This is a genomic window from Streptomyces triculaminicus, from assembly GCF_017349075.1.
GTDB lineage: Bacteria > Actinomycetota > Actinomycetes > Streptomycetales > Streptomycetaceae > Streptomyces > Streptomyces triculaminicus.
This window is the reverse complement of record NZ_JAFMOF010000001.1, coordinates 369,868-384,448: the sequence shown is the minus strand read 5'-3', so window position 1 is coordinate 384,448 and position 14,581 is coordinate 369,868. Positions and strand designations below refer to the sequence as shown.

The following is a 14,581-nucleotide window of genomic DNA, read 5'->3' as shown; positions in this document are numbered from 1 at the left end:
TAAAGGAATCCACAGTTCCAGGTGCTGTGGGCCACATCCGTAAAGATCACGTGAAGCTTAGGCGCTGCGTCACGTCGCGTTCACCACACGGTGACGGCGGGGGCCACCGGACCGCCTTCTACTTGACGTTCTCCTTCTCGATCTCCTCGGCCAGTTCCTCGGGTTCCCGCCCGGGCGTCGGCAGATCGAAGAAGGCGATGGCGAAGCGGAAGATCGCGTAATAGACGGCCGCGAAACCGAGCCCGATCGGAATGATCAGCCACGGTTTGGTCGCCAGCCCCCAGTTGATGACGTAGTCGATCAGCCCGGCCGAGAAGCTGAAGCCGTCGTGGACCCCCAGCCCCCAGGTGAGCGCCATCGAGACGCCGGTCAGCAGGGCGTGCACCACGTACAGCAGCGGGGCGATGAAGAGGAAGGAGTACTCGATCGGCTCGGTGATGCCCGTGACGAACGAGGTCAGGCCGACCGAGAGCATCATGCCGCCCACCGTCTTGCGGTGCTCGGGGCGCGCGCAGTGCGTGATGGCCAGCGCGGCGGCCGGCAGCGCGAACATCATGATGGGGAAGAAGCCGGAGGTGAACTGCCCGGCGTTCGGGTCGCCCGCCAGGAAACGGTTGATGTCGCCGTGCACCACCGTGCCGTCCGGCGTGGTGTAGGAGCCGAACTGGAACCACACGAAGACGTTCAGGAACTGGTGCAGGCCGATCACCAGCAGCGCGCGGTTGGCGACGCCGAAGATGCCCGCGCCGGTGGCGCTCAGGTCGGACAGCCACTCGCTGAAGCTCGTCAGCCAGCCGCCCACCGTCGGCCAGATCCCCAGGCACAGCACGGCGAAGGCGATGCCCACGAACGCCATGATGATCGGTACGAGCCTGCGGCCGTTGAAGAAGCCCAGCCAGTCCACCAGCCGGACCCGGTGGAAGCGCTGCCAGAACCAGGCCGCCAACAGGCCCATGACGATGCCGCCGAAGACGCCGGGGTTCTGGTACGAGGCTGCCGCCGGCGTGCCCGCCGCGGTGACGCACACGCCGCTCAGCAGGCCCAGGACGGCCGGCTTGGAGCCGGCGGGGCAGGCCTCGGGGAACTGGTGCAGCACCGCGTAGTAGACGAGGAAGCCGGCCACCGCCGCGAGCGCCGTGGAGCCGTCCGACTTCTTCGCCATGCCGATGGCCACCCCCACCGCGAACAGCAGCGGCAGGCCCAGCGAGGAGTCCAGCAGCGCACCGCCCGCGCCGGCCATGACCTTGGCGACGTCCGTCCAGCCCAGCCCGTCCCTGCCGAACACGTCCGGCTGCCCGAGCCGGTTGAGGATGCCCGCCGCGGGGAGGACCGCGATCGGCAACTGCAGGCTGCGGCCCATCTTCTGCAGGCCCTGGAAGAGGCCGTGCCGGCGCTTGCGCTCCGGCGGACGCGCCGCGGCGGTCGAGCTCATCTGCGTCCTCCGGCTGCTGGCATACTGGTGTAGACCACTTGCGGTGCGGTCGCGGACCTCCCGGAACAGGTGTGCCGGGTGGTCGCCATCTTTCGGTAGATGGCGGACATATGCCCGCATAGTTGGGCTATACGTGGGTAACCGTGTGAAAGCCGGTCGGCGGGATCGCCGAGGGGCTGAGACAACCAGGAGTGCACATGGCCAGCAAGGCTGAGAAGATCGTCGCCGGCCTCGGCGGGATCGACAACATCGACGAGATCGAGGGCTGCATCACCCGCCTCCGCACCGAGGTGAACGACCCCTCCCTCGTCGACGAGGCCGCCCTCAAGGCCGCCGGCGCCCACGGCGTCGTGACGATGGGCACCGCCATCCAGGTCGTCATCGGCACCGACGCCGACCCGATCGCCGCCGAGATCGAAGACATGATGTGAGCTGAGCCCCAAGGCTCCTCGCACAGGGCCCCGTACCGGTTCAAGCCAACCGGAACGGGGCCCTCTGTTGTCCGGATAGGCTCACCACCATGTCTCGCATCGACGGCCGTACCCCCGACCAGCTCCGCCCCGTGACCATCCAGCGCGGCTGGAGCAAGCACGCCGAGGGCTCCGTCCTCGTCTCCTTCGGCGACACCAAGGTCTTCTGCACCGCCAGCGTCACCGAGGGCGTGCCCCGCTGGCGCAAGGGTTCCGGCGAGGGCTGGGTCACCGCGGAGTACTCGATGCTGCCCCGCTCGACCAACACCCGCGGCGACCGCGAGTCCGTCCGCGGCAAGATCGGCGGCCGTACCCACGAGATCTCCCGCCTCATCGGCCGCTCCCTGCGCGCCGTCATCGACTTCAAGGCGCTCGGCGAGAACACCATCGTCCTGGACTGCGACGTCCTCCAGGCCGACGGCGGCACCCGCACCGCCGCCATCACCGGCGCCTACGTCGCGCTGGCCGACGCCATCACCTGGGCCCAGGGCAAGAAGCTCGTCAAGCACGGCCGCAAGCCGCTGACCGGCACCGTCTCCGCCGTCAGCGTCGGCATCGTCGACGGCGTCCCGCTCCTCGACCTCTGCTACGAGGAGGACGTCCGCGCCGAGACCGACATGAACGTCGTCTGCACCGGCGACGGCCGCTTCGTGGAGGTCCAGGGCACCGCCGAGGCCCAGCCCTTCGACCGCGACGAGCTCAACCGCATCCTCGACCTCGCCGTCGCCGGCTGCGCGTCCCTGGACGCCGCCCAGCGCGAGGCCCTCGCCCGCACGCTCTAGCGGCCCCGGTCCCGGGGACCGGAGGCGGTCCCCGGGATAATCGGCGCATGAAGCGCCTGATCCTCGCCACCCGCAACGCCCACAAGGTCACCGAGCTCCGCGCGATCCTGGCCGGGGCCGGCCTCGACGTCGAACTCGTCGGCGCCGACGCCTACCCCGAGATCCCGGACGTCAAGGAGACCGGCGTCACCTTCGCCGAGAACGCCCTCCTCAAGGCCCACGCCCTCGCCCGTGCCACCGGCCACCCGGCCGTCGCCGACGACTCCGGCCTGTGCGTCGACGTCCTCAACGGCGCCCCCGGCATCTTCTCGGCCCGCTGGGCGGGCCGGCACGGCGACGACAAGGCCAACCTGGACCTCCTGCTGGCCCAGCTCTCCGACATCGCCGACGAGCACCGCGGCGCCCACTTCGCCTGCGCGGCCGCGCTCGCCCTCCCGGACGGCACCGAGCGCGTCGTCGAGGGCCGCCTCGAGGGCACGCTGCGCCACGAGCCGGCGGGCTCGGGCGGCTTCGGCTACGACCCCGTCCTGCAGCCCCTCGGCGAGTCGCGCACCTGCGCGCAGCTGACGGCGGAGGAGAAGAACGCCATCAGCCACCGCGGCGAGGCCTTCCGGGCGCTGGTGCCCGTGGTGCGCGAGCTGCTGGGCTGAGACCGGACGCCGAAGGGCCGCCCCGCGACGCGCGGGACGGCCCTTCGTTCGTGTGCGGCCGGAGGGACTCGAACCCTCACGGGTGTTACCCCACTGGGACCTAAACCCAGCGTGACTGCCAATTCCACCACGGCCGCCGGTCACGGCCATCGTATCGGCCCCCAGGCGGTAGTTGGGAGGCGGTCCGGGCGGCGCGCGCCCCGCGCCGGACACGTCGCCGGCGCCCGCGAGGCGAAGCCGGTGCGCCCCGACGGGAACGCGGAGTGCCGTTTCACCGTCCCTCAGAGCGGGAGTGGACACGCCCGTGAACGAACACCCGCACGTGATCGAGGAAGAGAGCCCGATGACCGACCGCGCCGTGGCTCGTTGGGCGGGCATGCGCACCGTGGTGGCGATCCTGGCAGGAGTCGCCGTGCTGGTGCTCGGCGGGGTCTGGCTGGCCAACGCCACGGACCGCGCGCGCAGCGTCGACGAGGCGCCGAAGACCACCGCCGCCCAGAAGTCGCGGGCGGCCGGGCAGGAGTCGCAGGTGGAGGTCGACGACGCGGACTCGCGCGAGGTGCCGGGCGTGCGGGACTGCGGGGTCGGGGAGCCGGTCCCGGAGCCGACGATCATCACCCTCGACTGCTCCACCGCGGGCCGGGTGGCCAGCGGCATCCAGTGGGACCGGTACACGGCGGCCGGCGCGGACGGCAGCGGAGTGGTGCAGGTCTCCAGCGGCGCCGCGGGAGCGGCGGCCGGCAAGTCCTTCCCGGCACGGCTGCGGCTGTTCGGGCCGAAGGAGGTGGACGGGCTGGTGGCCTTCACCGCCCTCGAGGTGACGTACACGGGTGCCACTCCCAAGGGGGAGCACACAGAGGTGTTCCCGATCGCGTGATGGGTATTCGTGGCCGGATCGCGCTCGCGATCTCCTTTGTCACCGCCTTGGCCGTCGTGGTCCTCGGCGTCGCCGTGCACCACATCTCGGGCATGGAACGCGACCGGCAGGCGCTGGCGTACCAGGACGGACTGCTGAGCTCCGCCCTGCAGATCTACCAGCGCGACGGCACCCTCGCGCTGGGCGCCCAGCTGGACGACTCCACGCTGCCGTTCCCCCTGGAGAAGGCCGTGGCCAAGGGCCAGTCGGGCACGTACATCAGCGGCGGCGACGACCCGCGCGTGTGGGCCGCGACGCCGGTCGGCGACGACAAGGTGCTGTCGATCTCGGCGTCGTACCCCGACCGCGACCCGCTGCAGGCCGCGCTGGACAAGGCGCTGGTGGTGGCCGGCGCGGCGACGGTGGCGCTGATGGCGGTGGTGGCGTGGTTCGTCGCGCAGAGCCTGTCGCGGCGGCTGCGGCTGAGCGCCGCGGCGGCCCGGCGGATCGCCTCCGGCGAGGCGCCCGACGCGGACGCGCTGCACGCCGGCGGCCGCGACGAGGTCGCCGAGCTGGGCCGGTCGGTGCACCACATGGCCATGTCGCTGGCGGCGCGGGTGTCGGCGGAGCGGCAGTTCACGGCGGACGTGGCGCACGAGCTGCGCACCCCGGTCGCGGGACTCGTGGCGTCCGCGGAGCTGCTGCCGCACCCGCGGGCCGTGGAGATGGTGCAGGAGCGCGCGCAGACGATGCGTGCGCTGGTGGAGGACCTGCTCGAGGTCTCCCGGCTGGACGCCGGGGTGGAGAGCGCCCAGCTCGAGGCGGTGGAGCTGCCCTCGCTGGTGCACGGCATCGTCAAGCGGGCGCGCGGCCAGCGCGGGGTGGGCGACGTGGCCGTCGCGGTGATCGGCGAGGGCCGGATCGTGGTGACCGACGCCCGCCGGGTGGAGCGGGTTCTGGTCAACATCCTCGCCAACGCCGCCAAGCACGGCCGTCCCCCCATCGAGATCACCGTGGAGGGCACCCGGATCGTCGTCCGCGACCACGGCGACGGCTTCCCGCCGGGCCTGGTGGACCAGGGGCCGCGCCGGTTCCGTACGGCCGCGCCGGAGCGCGGCACGGGCCACGGCCTGGGGCTGACGATCGCGGTGGGCCAGGCGGCGGTGCTCGGGGCGCGGCTGGCGTTCGGGTCGGCGGAGGGCGGCGGCGCCCAGGCCGTCCTCGACCTGCCGGAGGCCGAGGACGAGGGCGAGCCCGAGCGGTCGCCGTGCCCGCGGGCGATTACAGCCCCAGGTCCTTGATGATCTTCGCGACGTGGCCGGTGGCCTTGACGTTGTAGAGGGCGCGCTCGACCTTGCCCTCCTCGTCGACGACGATGGTCGAGCGGATGACGCCGGTGACCGTCTTGCCGTACAGCTTCTTCTCGCCGAAGGCGCCGTAGGCCTCGAGGACCGCCTTGTCCGGGTCGCCGACGAGCGTGACCTTCAGGCTCTCCTTCTCGCGGAACTTCGCGAGCTTCTCCGGCTTGTCCGGGGAGACGCCGATGACGTCGTAGCCGTGCCCGGCGAGGAGGTCGAGGTTGTCGGTGAAGTCGCAGGCCTGCTTGGTGCAGCCCGGGGTGAGGGCGGCGGGGTAGAAGTAGACGATGACCTTGCGGCCCAGGTGGTCGGCGAGCGAGACCTGCTTGCCGTCCGCGTCGGGCAGGGTGAAGGCGGGGGCGGTCTCGCCGGGCTGCAGTCGCTCGCTCATGGCTCTCCTCGACAGATCGTGGTTACGGTCCCGAGGGTAGTCAGGTCACGGATCGGGGGTGCCGCGGGGCGCCGGGCCGGGGCAGCTGACAGACTGTAGTCATCACTCTTCATTCTTATCGACGAGACGGAGGCAGCGCGGTGGCGGAAGCCAGGACCCCTGCGCAGATCGAGGCGGACATCGCCCGTCGGCGGCAGGAGCTCGCCGTGACGCTCGACGAGATCGGTGTGCGGATGCACCCGAAGACGATCATCGGGGACGCCAAGGCGAAGGTCGCCTCCAAGGTGGACCACACGGCGGGCCGCGCGTATGTGGCGGCCAACCGGGTCGTCTCCGAGGTGCGCGCCCGCTTCACCGCCGAGGACGGCTCCCCGCGCCTGGAGAGGATCGTTCCGGTGGCCATGGTGGCCGTGGGCGTCGTGGGCCTGCTGGTGGCCTCCTCGAAGAAGTCCTCGAAGCCCTCCGGCCGCCGTAAGCGGTAGGCCACGGTGACCGGTTCGGGCCGGATGACGGCCCTGTGGCCTCGCCGCCGGGCCCGGGCAGGTACCGTCTTCGCGTGAGTACGAACACCACCCACGACAAGCTGCCCATCCGGATGCTCCACGACCGCGTGCTGGTCCGGACCGACATCCCCGAGGGCGAGCGCCGGTCCACCGGCGGCATCGTCATCCCGGCGACGGCGGCGGTGGGCCGCAGGCTCGCCTGGGCCGAGGTCGTCGCGGTCGGGCAGAGCGTACGCACGGTCGAGCCGGGCGACCGGGTGCTCTACGACCCGGAGGACCGCGCCGAGGTGGAGGTCCGCGGGGTCGCCTACGTCCTGATGCGCGAGCGGGACCTGCACGCGGTGGCGGCGGAGCGCCTCGAGGGATCCGAGGACTCCACAGGTCTCTACCTCTGACGGATGTCCCTGTCCGTCCACTTTTGATACGGTCGTCATACCCGACGAGACGCGCCGTACCGGGTCAGGACAAGACGACGCACCCCTGGAGAGTCCCTTTTCCCCCGGAGGTGCCGTCATGGCATGGGTCCTGCTCGCCGTCGCCGGTCTGCTCGAGGTCGGCTGGGCGATCGGCATGAAGTTCACCGAAGGTTTCACGCGGCTGTGGCCGAGCGTGTTCACCGTCGCCGGCATCGTCGCCAGCATGCTGCTGCTGGCCCAGGCCGCCAAGACGCTCCCCATCGGCACGGCCTACGGAGTGTGGGTCGGCATCGGCGCGGCCGGGGCGGCGGTGCTCGGCATGACCGTGCTCGGCGAGCCGGTGACCGCCGCCCGGGTCCTGTTCATCACCCTGCTGCTGGTGGCCGTGGTCGGCCTGAAGGCCACGTCCGGCCACTGAGCGGCCGTCAGTAGTCGTACCCCAGCAGGTCGCCGGCGCCCCGGTGCTCCGCCGGATGCCGCTCCTTGCCCTCGTTCGGCGGCCCGAACGTGGGCAGTCCCGGCGGCGTCGGGAAGCCCGGCGGGGTGACCGGCGGAACCGTGAACTCCGGTGGCTGCCGCGGGCCCTCGGTGGGCGGCGGGCTGAACGGTGGGACCGTCGTCGGCGGGGCGGTGGGCTCCGTCGGCGGAGCCGACGTCGGGCTCGGCTCGAGGGGCGGCGTCACCACGCCGCCCTGCGGCTCCAGGTCGAAGTCGGTGGCCTCGGTGCCCTCCAGCGCGTCGGCGGTGTACGACGCCCAGATCCGCGCCGGATAGTCGCCGCCGTTCATACGGGCCTCCCCGGCCGCCCCGTACAACGGCTTCTGGTCGCCGGTGTCGGGGTCCTGGCCCATCACCGCCACGACGGTCGCCAGATCGGGGGTGTAGCCCGCGAACCAGGCGGCCTTGTCCTCCTCGGCCGTGCCCGTCTTGCCCGCCGCCGGCCGGCCCGCGGCCTGGGCCCTGCGGCCGGTGCCGCTCTCCACGACGCTCTGCAGGATCGAGGTCGTGGTGTCGGCGGCCTCGCGCGTCACCACCTGCTTGACCTCCCTGCCGTCCGGCAGCTGGATGTCCTCGCCCGACTTGGCCACCGACTCCACCAGCGTGTACGGGCCGTGCCGGCCGTGGTTGGCGAGCGTCGCGTAGGCCTGGGTCATGTCCAGGACGCTGGCGGTGGCGACACCGAGCGCGATGGAGGGGGTGGCGGTCAGGTCGGGCGTCCGGGCGGGGACGCCGAGGGCGACGGCGGTGGCCTTGACCTTCGCGGGGCCGACGTCCTGGGCCATCTGCGCGTACACGGAGTTCACCGACAGGTCGGTGGCCTTGGTGACCGTGATCGGGCCGTAGGACCGGCCGTCCTCGTTCTCCGGCGCGTAGCCCACCGGGCCGCCGCTGCCCTGCACCGGCCGCCTGTTGGTGCCGTCGTAGACCGTGTACGGCGTGATCGGGCGGCCCTGCTGGGTGGTGGAGTCGTTGTCGACGGCCGAGGTGAAGACGAACGGCTTGAACGTGGAGCCGACCTGGTAGTCGCGCCGGGTGGCGTTGTTGACGTACTGCTTGGTGTAGTCGATGCCGCCGTAGAGGGCGACGACCTTGCCGGTCTTCGGGTCGATGGAGGCGCCGCCGGCGCGTACGTACCGGTCGACCTTGCGGTCGTCGCTGAGGTCGTCCATCAGCTGCCCGCGCACCGCGTCGACGAAGGCGGCCTGCTTCTTCCTGTCGATCGTCGTGGTGACGCGATAGCCGCCGGCGGCCAGCGTCGTCTCGTCGATGATCTTGTTGGTGGTCAGGTAGTCCTTGACGGCCTCCACCAGATAGCCGCGCTGTCCCGTCATGCTCAGCCGCGGCTTGGTCTTGCCGGGCATCGGGAACGTGATCCGCGCCCGCTCGTCCTGCCCGAGCCACTTCTTCTTCAGCATGCCGTCGAGGACGTAGTTCCAGCGGGCCAGCGCCCGCGGCTTGTTCTCGGGATGCGCGCCCACGTCGTAGGCGCTGGGGGCGTTGAGGAGGGTGGCGAGGTAGGCGCCCTCGGCGGTGGTGAGCTTGTCGGAGTCCTTGCCGTAGTACGCCTGGGACGCGGCCTGGATGCCGTAGGCGTTGCGCCCGAAGTAGCTGGTGTTGAGATAGCCCTCGAGGATGTCGTTCTTGCTCTCCTCGCGGTCCAGCTTGATGGCGATGAAGAACTCCTTCACCTTGCGGCTGATGGTCTGTTCCTGGCCGAGGTAGTAGTTCTTGACGTACTGCTGGGTGATCGTCGAACCGGACTGCTTCCCCTTGCCGGTGACGGTGTTCCAGGCGGCGCGCAGCATCGCCTCGGGATTGACCGCCGACTCGGAGTAGAAGTCGCGGTCCTCGGCGGCGAGGACGGCGTGCTGGACGTCCTTGGGGACGCGGCTGAGCGCCACGCTCTCGCGGTTGACCTCGCCGTCGCGGGCGAGCTGGGAGCCGTCGGAGTAGAGGAAGACGTTGCTCTCGGCGACGGCGGCCTTGTTGGCCGGGGGGATGTCGACCAGCAGATAGCCGGCGACCAGCGCGCCCACGATCAGCAGGACGATCAGGAGGAAGCCCCCGAGCACCATGCGCCAGGTGGGCACCAGCCGGCGCACGCCCGTGCGCCGGGGGCGGCGGCCTCGTCCGCCGGGCGCGCCGGGTGCCGCGGCCGCCTCCCCCCGCGGGGCCCAACGGGGCGGCGCGTGACCAGCACCGGCGGACCGCTGCTGTGACTGCTCGTCGCTCATGTCTCCAGGGACTCCTCGGCCGCCGCCGAGGTTGTGCGGCCACGGCGGAGCAGTATCGGGTCGGGCGGTTCCGAACTGCGTCGTACGCCCCGAAAGACACTGTCGCATCAAGCGTTCCGGCTGAAGGTCCCAGCGCACGTTTGACAGCTCCGTAAGGGCCGTTCAGGCCAGCCCGACCACTCCATGGGGTGAAATTCCGTGGTTCGAGGACGATACGTACGGCTAGGCTCGTGCGCTTCGGCGACGACGAGGGGGATCGCGGGATGCGGCTGTACGCGGCCGTCGCGGCCGGCGGCTTCCGGCGGTACGCGACGTACCGGACGGCCACCGCCGCCGGGGTGTTCACCAATACGGTCTTCGGTTTTATCGTCGCCTCCACCTACATCGCCCTGTGGAACGAACGCCCGCACCTGGGCGGTTACGACCGGGCGCAGGCGCTGACGTTCGTCTGGGTCAGCCAGGCGCTGCTGGCCTCCGCCTCGCTGCTCGGCGGGGGCTTCCAGGAGGAGCTCCAGGACCGCATCCGCTCCGGCGACATCGCCGTCGACCTCTACCGGCCCGTGGACCTGCAGGCGTGGTGGCTGGCGAGCGACCTGGGACGGGCGGCCTTCCAGCTGCTGGGACGCGGTGTGGTGCCGCTGGCCGTCGGCGCCCTCGCCTTCGAACTCGCCCTCCCGGCCGACCCCGTGACCTGGCTGTCCTTCCTGCTGTCGGTCCTTTTGGGCCTCGTCGTGGGCTTCGCCCTGCGCTATCTGGTGGCGCTGTGCTCCTTCTGGCTCCTCGACGGCGCCGGGGCGGGCATGCTGAGCGCCCTGCTGTGCATGTTCTTCTCCGGCACGCTGCTGCCCCTGAACGTCTTCCCCGGCGCCTTCGGCGAGGTCGCGCGGACCCTGCCGTGGGCGGCCATGCTGCAGGTGCCCGTGGACGTCCTCCTGGAGCGCCACCGCGGGACCGGCCTCGCCGCCGCGCTGGCCTTCCAGGCGGTGTGGGCGGCGGTCCTGCTCGCGGCGGGACGGCTGCTGCAGTCGGCGGCGACGCGCAAGGTGGTGGTCCAGGGTGGCTGACGCCGCCGTGCGCCGGTGGGGCGAGGGGCTGCGCTGCTACGGGCTCATCGTGGGCATGTGGGTGCGCTCGACGATGGCGTACCGCCTGTCCTTCCTGATGATGGCCGCGGGCAACTTCGCCGCCACCGCCCTGGACTTCGTGGCCATCGCCATCATGTTCTCCCACGTCGACGTGCTCGGCGGCTTCTCCCTCCCCGAGGTGGCCTTCCTCTACGGCACGACGAGCACCGCCTTCGGCATCGCCGACCTCACGCTCGGCAACATGGACCGCCTCGGCCGGCGGGTGCGCGACGGCACGCTGGACGTGCTCCTGACGCGCCCGGTGCCCGTCCTCGCCCAGGTGGCCGCCGACCGCTTCGCGCTGCGGCGGGTGGGCCGGCTCAGCCAGGGAGTCCTGCTGCTGGCCTGGTCGCTGACGCGCCTCGACGTCCACTGGACGCCCGTGACGGTGGCGCTCGTCCCGCTGATGCTCGTCAGCGGAGCGGTCATCTTCGGGGCGGTCTTCGTCGCCGGGGCGGCGTTCCAGTTCAGGGCCGACGACGCCTCGGAGATACAGAACGCCTTCACCTACGGCGGGACGACGCTGCTGCAGTACCCGCCCACGGTCTTCGCCACCGACCTGGTGCGCGGGGTCACGTTCGTCGTCCCGCTCGCCTTCGTCAACTGGCTGCCGGCACTGCGCGTCCTGGGCCGCGACGACCCGCTGCGGCTGCCCGCCTGGGTCGACTTCGCCTCGCCCCTGGTGGCGCTCGGGTGCTGCGCGGCGGCCGCTCTGGCGTGGCGGACGGGACTGCGGAGCTATCGGAGTACGGGGAGTTGACGAGGGTGGACGCGTTCATCGAGCTCGACGGCGTGCGGAAGGTCTTCGACGTTCGCCGCAGAACGGGCCTCCTGCGCCGGGAACGGCACCAGGTGCGGGCCGTGGACGGCATCAGCTTCCGCGTGCCGCGCGGCGAGATGGTCGGCTACATCGGCCCCAACGGCGCCGGGAAGTCCACCACCATCAAGATGCTCACCGGCATCCTTACGCCCAGCGGCGGGCGCCTGCGCGTCGCGGGCGTCGACCCCTCCCGCGACCGGACGGGGCTCGCCCGCCGCATCGGCGTGGTCTTCGGGCAGCGCACGACCCTGTGGTGGGACCTTCCCCTGCGCGACTCCTACGGCCTGGTGCGCCGCATGTACCGCGTCCCCGAGGACCGTTATCGCGCCAATCTCGAGCGCTGCGTGGAACTGCTCGACCTCGGCCGGCTGCTGGACGTGCCCGTACGGCAGCTCTCGCTCGGCCAGCGGATGCGCGGGGACATCGCGGCGGCGCTGCTGCACGACCCGGAGGTGCTCTACCTCGACGAGCCCACCATCGGCCTCGACGTGGTGAGCAAGACGAAGGTGCGCGAGTTCCTGCGCGAGGTGAACGCCGAGCGCGGCATGACCGTTCTGCTCACCACGCACGACCTGACCGACATCGAGCAGCTCTGCAAGCGGGTGATGGTCATCGACCACGGCCGGCTCGTGTACGACGGCGCGCTGGACGGGCTGCACGCGGTGGGGGAGAGCGAGCGGACGCTCGTGGTCGACCTGGAGCACGAGATGCCGCCCATCACCGGAGTGCCGGGCGCGCGCACGGTGAAGGTCGAAGGGACGCGGCAGTGGCTGGCGTTCCCCGCGACCCACAGCGCCGCGCCCGTCGTGGCGGCGGTGGCCGGACGGTATCCGCTGGTGGACCTGTCGGTGCGGGAGCCCGACATCGAGGAGGTCATCGCCCGGATGTACGCCGAACGGCCCACGCCGTAGGCCCTTAGGCTGAACGCCATGATGAGCGAACTTCCTGAGATGCGGGCCTCCGACGCGGAGCGCGAGCGGATCGCCGAGGCCCTGCGCGAGGCCGTCGCCGAGGGGCGGCTGGACATGGAGGAGTTCGAGGAGAGGCTGGACGCCGCCTACAAGGCCCGCACCCACGCCGATCTGGAACCGCTCGTCCGGGACCTGCCGATGCCCTCCCGCACGCGCGTCGGGGCCGCCGAGCCGGCCACCGGGGACTGGGCCGGGCGGATCGGCGGCCGGGCGACGTCCAAGGGCGCCGTGGGCATCATGGGCGGCTTCCAGCGCCGCGGCGGATGGACCGTCCCCCGGCGGTTCACCGCCTTCACCTTCTGGGGCGGCGGCGAGATCGACCTGCGCGAGGCGCGGTTCGAGGACCGCGAGGTCGTCATCCGCTGCGTCGCCGTCATGGGCGGCATGCAGGTCACCGTCCCCCCGGAGCTCGAGGTGCAGGTCGGGGGCATCGGCATCATGGGCGGCTTCGACGACAAGGCCTCCGGCCCGGGCACCCCCGGATCCCCCACGGTGCACATCACCGGCTTCGCCTTCTGGGGCGGCGTCGGCGTCGTCAGGAAGCTGCCGAAGGCCGAGCGGAAGCGGCTGCGGGAGGAGCGGCGCGAGGAGCGCCGCCTGGACCGCGAGGAGCGCCGGAGCGACCGCAAGAGGCTGGAGTGAGCGTTGGAGTGATCGTTTCTCCTCGCGTCCGGGCCGCGGCCGCGGCTCACAGCGCGGCGGCCACCGGCCGGCTCTTGAGCCCGTCGAGGTCCAGGGCGTCGGCCATCGCGCGGTAGCCGGCGTCGCTGGGGTGCAGATGGTCGCCGCAGTCGTACGCCGGGAGGAGCTGCTGCGGGTTCGCCGGATCGCGCAGCGCCCGGTCGAAGTCGACCACATGGTCGAAGACGCCCCCGGCGCGGATCTCGGTGTTCACGCCCTGCCGCACGACCTCCTGCTCCGGCACGACGCCCTTGTGGCCGCTGATGGGCGTCAGCGTGGAGCCCACCACGCGCACCCCGCGCGCGTGCGCCCGCGCCACCAGCTGCCGCAGGCCCGCCACGATCCGGGCCGGGTCGGTCTGCTTGGGGCGACGCAGGATGTCGTTGACGCCCAGTTCGACGACCACGACCCGCACGCCGGCCCGGGACAGCACGTCGCGGTCGAAGCGCTCGAGGGCGCTGGGGTTGTTCGCCGGGGAGGTGCCCTGGCCGCCGAGCAGGATCCGGTTGCCGCTGATGCCCTGGTTCAGCACGCCGTAGCGCGGGGCGTCGGGCTCGGAGCGCAGCCGGTCGGCCAGGAAGTCGGTCCAGCGGCGGTTGGCCCCCACGGTGGAGGACACGCCGTCGGTGATGGAGTCGCCGAGGGCCACCACCGAGCCGCGCGCCTCGGTGCTCCAGACGTCGACGGCGGTGACATAGCGCCAGTAGGGGCTTTTGGTGGTGTACGCGCCGGCCTCGGTGTCCTCGACCCGGTCGCCGTTCGCGAGGTAGGCGGTCTGGCGGGCGTACGGGTGAAGGGTGACCGGGCCCGAGGGCGTGGGGGAGTAGGTGGTCACCATCAGGTCGGCCGCGTAGCCGACGGCGAACCGGACCGGGTCGCTGACGGTGGCCCGGCCGGCCGGGATGGTCACCGTGCTGCGCCCGCCGAAGGTGAGCGCGCGCATGCTGCCGGGCACGGCGGCGGGGCCGCCCGGCGTGGCGGCGAGGGCCAGCGAGGCGTGGCTGACGGTCAGCGGGGTGGTCCCGAAGAGGTTGGACAGGTGCACCCGGGCGCTGCTGCCGGCGAGCGTGGTGTGCAGCACGTTGCGGATCGAGCGGCCCGGAAGGCCCTGGGGGGTGTCCGCCTCGGCCACCGCCGGGGAGGTGGACCAGGCGCCCACCCAGCCGCCCGTGGCGGCCGGCGCAGCCGAGCGCCGGGCCTCGTGGGCCCGGTCCGCGGGCCGGTCGTCGGACCCGCCCGCGGTGAGGAATATCGCGACCGAGACCACGATCACCACGCCCACCAGCGACGCGAGCACGGCGTACGCGGCGCCGTGGGGCAGGGGTGACCTCTTCATGGGCGGTTGTCTCCTGGGTACTGCGGAGCGTACGGCTCCGGGCCGGCCTGGCGGCC

16 protein-coding genes, 1 tRNA gene and 1 riboswitch are annotated in these 14,581 nt (G+C 72.0%); of the genes, 12 read left to right on the top strand and 5 right to left on the bottom strand.

Annotation, left to right across the window (positions count from 1 at the left end):
* Positions 1-118: 118 nt before the first annotated feature.
* Positions 119-1,432, bottom strand: coding sequence for a PTS transporter subunit EIIC (locus J1792_RS01875; RefSeq protein WP_086572738.1), 1,314 nt, complete (start codon positions 1,430-1,432; stop codon positions 119-121).
* A 197-nt stretch (positions 1,433-1,629) separates the two neighbouring features.
* Between J1792_RS01875 and J1792_RS01870 the strand changes: the two genes are divergently transcribed.
* The 3 genes from J1792_RS01870 (at position 1,630) to rdgB (ending at position 3,334) form a co-directional block, all read left to right on the top strand.
* Positions 1,630-1,863 carry a PTS sugar transporter subunit IIB gene (locus tag J1792_RS01870; protein ID WP_086572736.1) on the top strand — a complete coding sequence of 78 codons (234 nt, stop codon included), beginning with the start codon at positions 1,630-1,632 and terminating at the stop codon, positions 1,861-1,863.
* An 89-nt stretch (positions 1,864-1,952) separates the two neighbouring features.
* A complete protein-coding gene (gene rph / locus J1792_RS01865; protein WP_086572735.1) occupies positions 1,953-2,684 on the top strand; it encodes a ribonuclease PH in 732 nt (243 codons plus the stop codon).
* Between the two features lie 47 nt (positions 2,685-2,731).
* Positions 2,732-3,334, top strand: a complete 603-nt coding sequence (rdgB, locus tag J1792_RS01860) for an RdgB/HAM1 family non-canonical purine NTP pyrophosphatase (protein WP_086572734.1) — start codon at positions 2,732-2,734, stop codon at positions 3,332-3,334.
* A gap of 53 nt (positions 3,335-3,387) precedes the next feature.
* Here the strand turns inward: rdgB and J1792_RS01855 are convergent.
* Positions 3,388-3,471: transfer RNA gene (locus J1792_RS01855), tRNA-Leu, on the bottom strand.
* 167 nt (positions 3,472-3,638) lie between these two features.
* On the opposite strand from J1792_RS01855, the gene J1792_RS01850 reads away from it, so the two are divergent.
* Both J1792_RS01850 and J1792_RS01845 read left to right on the top strand, forming a co-directional pair.
* Complete coding sequence (locus J1792_RS01850; protein ID WP_307842877.1) at positions 3,639-4,211, top strand: hypothetical protein; 573 nt, start codon at positions 3,639-3,641, stop codon at positions 4,209-4,211.
* Complete coding sequence (locus J1792_RS01845; RefSeq protein WP_086572733.1) at positions 4,211-5,491, top strand: sensor histidine kinase; 1,281 nt, start codon at positions 4,211-4,213, stop codon at positions 5,489-5,491. The genes J1792_RS01850 and J1792_RS01845 overlap by 1 nt, the downstream gene beginning before the upstream one ends.
* Here the strand turns inward: J1792_RS01845 and bcp are convergent.
* Entirely contained in the window at positions 5,472-5,939 is a 468-nt protein-coding gene (gene bcp / locus J1792_RS01840) for a thioredoxin-dependent thiol peroxidase (RefSeq protein WP_086572731.1), read from the bottom strand. The genes J1792_RS01845 and bcp overlap by 20 nt on opposite strands.
* Positions 5,940-6,079: 140 nt before the next feature.
* Between bcp and J1792_RS01835 the strand changes: the two genes are divergently transcribed.
* The 3 genes from J1792_RS01835 (at position 6,080) to J1792_RS01825 (ending at position 7,276) form a co-directional block, all read left to right on the top strand.
* Positions 6,080-6,421, top strand: coding sequence for a DUF3618 domain-containing protein (locus tag J1792_RS01835; protein WP_086572730.1), 342 nt, complete (start codon positions 6,080-6,082; stop codon positions 6,419-6,421).
* 113 nt (positions 6,422-6,534) lie between these two features.
* Positions 6,535-6,837 carry a GroES family chaperonin gene (locus J1792_RS01830; protein WP_048831771.1) on the top strand — a complete coding sequence of 101 codons (303 nt, stop codon included), beginning with the start codon at positions 6,535-6,537 and terminating at the stop codon, positions 6,835-6,837.
* 19 nt (positions 6,838-6,856) lie between these two features.
* Positions 6,857-6,921: riboswitch (guanidine-III (ykkC-III) riboswitch) on the top strand.
* A 34-nt stretch (positions 6,922-6,955) separates the two neighbouring features.
* Positions 6,956-7,276, top strand: coding sequence for a DMT family transporter (locus J1792_RS01825; protein ID WP_086572728.1), 321 nt, complete (start codon positions 6,956-6,958; stop codon positions 7,274-7,276).
* A gap of 7 nt (positions 7,277-7,283) precedes the next feature.
* On the opposite strand, the gene J1792_RS01820 is transcribed toward J1792_RS01825, so the two are convergent.
* Positions 7,284-9,593, bottom strand: coding sequence for a transglycosylase domain-containing protein (locus tag J1792_RS01820; RefSeq protein ID WP_086572727.1), 2,310 nt, complete (start codon positions 9,591-9,593; stop codon positions 7,284-7,286).
* Positions 9,594-9,856: 263 nt separating this feature from the next.
* Between J1792_RS01820 and J1792_RS01815 the strand changes: the two genes are divergently transcribed.
* The 4 genes from J1792_RS01815 to J1792_RS01800 are packed head-to-tail and all read left to right on the top strand — an operon-like array spanning position 9,857 to position 13,150.
* Positions 9,857-10,657, top strand: coding sequence for an ABC transporter permease (locus J1792_RS01815; RefSeq protein ID WP_086572743.1), 801 nt, complete (start codon positions 9,857-9,859; stop codon positions 10,655-10,657).
* A gap of 55 nt (positions 10,658-10,712) precedes the next feature.
* Positions 10,713-11,477: an ABC transporter permease gene (locus tag J1792_RS01810; protein WP_086572742.1), complete on the top strand. Its 765-nt coding sequence runs from the start codon at positions 10,713-10,715 to the stop codon at positions 11,475-11,477.
* Positions 11,478-11,482: 5 nt separating this feature from the next.
* Positions 11,483-12,448, top strand: coding sequence for an ABC transporter ATP-binding protein (locus J1792_RS01805; protein ID WP_372446059.1), 966 nt, complete (start codon positions 11,483-11,485; stop codon positions 12,446-12,448).
* A gap of 21 nt (positions 12,449-12,469) precedes the next feature.
* The gene (locus tag J1792_RS01800; protein WP_242645418.1) at positions 12,470-13,150 is read left to right on the top strand and encodes a DUF1707 SHOCT-like domain-containing protein; all 681 of its coding nucleotides are present in this window, start codon (positions 12,470-12,472) and stop codon (positions 13,148-13,150) included.
* 46 nt (positions 13,151-13,196) lie between these two features.
* On the opposite strand, the gene J1792_RS01795 is transcribed toward J1792_RS01800, so the two are convergent.
* Positions 13,197-14,525: an SGNH/GDSL hydrolase family protein gene (locus J1792_RS01795; RefSeq protein WP_207246552.1), complete on the bottom strand. Its 1,329-nt coding sequence runs from the start codon at positions 14,523-14,525 to the stop codon at positions 13,197-13,199.
* Positions 14,526-14,581 lie beyond the last annotated feature (56 nt).